Annotated in this window: 3 protein-coding genes; 1 reads left to right on the top strand and 2 read right to left on the bottom strand. The window is 66.8% G+C overall.

What is annotated here, in order from left to right; genetic code table 11:
• Together VFM98_RS04415 and lgt are read right to left on the bottom strand one after the other, a co-directional pair.
• Window positions 1-509 (bottom strand): GntR family transcriptional regulator (locus VFM98_RS04415; protein WP_325108683.1); only part of this gene is annotated, 509 nt, incomplete at its 3' end.
• A 169-nt stretch (window positions 510-678) separates the two neighbouring features.
• Window positions 679-1512, bottom strand: a complete 834-nt coding sequence (gene lgt, locus VFM98_RS04410) for a prolipoprotein diacylglyceryl transferase (RefSeq protein WP_325108682.1) — start codon at window positions 1510-1512, stop codon at window positions 679-681.
• A 229-nt stretch (window positions 1513-1741) separates the two neighbouring features.
• Between lgt and VFM98_RS04405 the strand changes: the two genes are divergently transcribed.
• Window positions 1742-2298 (top strand): dihydroxy-acid dehydratase (locus VFM98_RS04405; RefSeq protein ID WP_325108681.1); only part of this gene is annotated, 557 nt, incomplete at its 3' end.

Here is a 2298-nt window from a genome sequence, read left to right as displayed (position 1 = left end):
CCCGGAGCGTGCAGCTGCTGCAGCCGCGCCAGGCGCACGATCTTGCGCAGGTCGCCGATCACGCCGGCCAGCCAGCGGTTGCCGGCCAGCGCGATGATCACCTCGTGGATCGCGAAGTTGGTCTCGTAGTACTCGGTGATGCGCTTCGCCTTGGCGAAGCGGGCCAGCTTCTGGTGCAGGTCTTCCAGCAGCTGCAGGTCGGCGTCGCTCGCGTGCTGGGCGGCCTCGAAGGCGCAGCGGCCTTCCAGCAGCGCGAGCACGGGGAAGATCTCGTCGAGGTCCTGCTCGGTGACCTGGTTGACGAAGCAGCCGCGGCGCGGCTCGTGCCGCACCAGGCCTTCTGCGGTGAGCACCTTGAGCGCCTCGCGCAGCGGCGTGCGCGAGATCTCCAGCTGCTGCGCGAGCCGCACCTCGTCGAGGAAGGTGCCGGGCGCCAGCTCGCCGGCGAAGATGCGCTCGCGCAGTTGCGCCGCGACTTCGTCGTGCAGGGAGTTGTGGACGAGGCGCATGGTCGGCACGCGTTCGGCTCCGTAATTACAGGTAATTATGGACCTCGACCGGCCGGCCGTGGGGAGATTTCGGTGTAACCGGAATGTCGCCGGGGGAGAGCGTGGCGCGGCCCCGAGTAGGGTGGCGCTGGAGCGAAGCGAAAGCCCAGCGCTTCAGCGCTTCAGCGCTTCAGCGCGCCGCCGCCCGCCCCGTCGAATCCGTCCGGGTCTCCGCCCATACCCAGATCAACACCCCCGCGAAGATCATCGGGATGCAAAGCCACTGCCCCATGCTCATCTTCATCGCCAGGATGCCCAGGTGCGCGTCCGGCTCGCGGAAGTACTCCGCGGTGAAGCGCGCCACCCCGTAGCCGACAAGGAAGGCCGCCGCGACCTGCCCCTCCTTGCGCGGCTTGCGCGCATAGAGCCACAGCACGATGAACAGCAGGATGCCTTCCAGCAACAGCTCGTAGATCTGCGAGGGATGGCGCGGCAGGCTGGTGCCGCTTTGCGGGAACACCATGGCCCAGGGCAGGTCGGGGTCGGCCGCCCGGCCCCACAGCTCGCCGTTGATGAAGTTGCCGATGCGCCCGGCCCCCAGCCCGAGGGGCACGCAGGGCGCGACGAAGTCCATCAGCTGCCAGAACGGCTTGTGGCGCGAATGCGCGAACCAGAGCTGCGACACGATCACCCCGATCAACCCGCCGTGGAAACTCATGCCTCCCTGCCAGACGTAGAGGATCTGCAGCGGGTTGGCGAGGTAGAAGCCCGGCTTGTAGAACAGGCAGTAGCCGAGCCGCCCGCCGATCACGACACCGAGCACGCCGGCGAAGAGCATGTCCTCCACGTCCTTGCGCGACCAGGCGCCGGGGCCCTGGATGGAGCGGAAGGGCTCGTGCTTCAGGCGCTGGTTGGCCAGCAGCATGAACAGGCCGAAGGCCAGCAGGTAGGTCAGCCCGTACCAGTGGATGGCCAGCGGGCCGATCTGCAGGGCGACGGGGTCGATCTTCGGGTGAGTGAGCATGGGCGGCTATTTTGGCGCACGGGATGGGCGTGGGGGAAAGAAGGCGAAAACCAAATCCCGGACGCAGAGGGCGCAAAGGGTACGCAGAAGACGCAAAAGGGAAATTCCTTGAGAGGGGTGTTCTTTTGCGTCCTTTGCGTACCCTTCGCGTCCTCTGCGTCCGGCTGTCCGCTTTCCAGCCTGCGGCATACTGCTGCCTTCCCCCCCTGTATCCGACGGACTCGCAACCATGGACCAGAAGACCATCCAGCTGCGCCTGCGCAGCGACAACATCACCCAGGGCAAGTCGCGTGCCCCCAACCGCTCCATGTACTACGGCATGGGCTACAAGGAGACCGACTTCGGCAAGCCCATGGTGGGCGTGGCCAACGGCCACAGCACCATCACCCCGTGCAACAGCGGCCTGCAGAAGCTGGCCGACGCCGCCGTGCAGGGCATCGAGGAGGCGGGCGGCAATCCGCAGATCTTCGGCACGCCGACGATTTCCGACGGGATGGCGATGGGCACCGAGGGCATGAAGTACTCGCTGGTCTCGCGCGAGGTGATCGCCGACTGCATCGAAACCTGCGTGCAGGGCCAGTGGATGGACGGCGTGATCGTCGTCGGCGGCTGCGACAAGAACATGCCCGGCGGCATGATGGGCATGCTGCGCGCCAACGTGCCGGCGATCTACGTCTACGGCGGCACCATCCTGCCCGGCAAGTGGAAGGGGCAGGACCTGAACATCGTCAGCGTGTTCGAGGCCGTGGGCCAGAACGCCGCCGGCAAGATCAGCGACCAGGAACT

The sequence above is a fragment of the Ramlibacter sp. genome (assembly GCF_035706265.1).
In the GTDB taxonomy this organism is placed as follows: domain Bacteria; phylum Pseudomonadota; class Gammaproteobacteria; order Burkholderiales; family Burkholderiaceae_C; genus Ramlibacter.
The sequence above is the reverse complement of the archived record's forward strand: the minus strand, read 5'-3'. Positions and strand labels throughout refer to the sequence as shown.

Coding starts and splice junctions, on each gene's coding strand:
- lgt (WP_325108682.1), bottom strand. CDS start 1,512: ATGCTCACTCACCCGAAGATCGACCCCGTCGCCCTGCAGATCGGCCCG.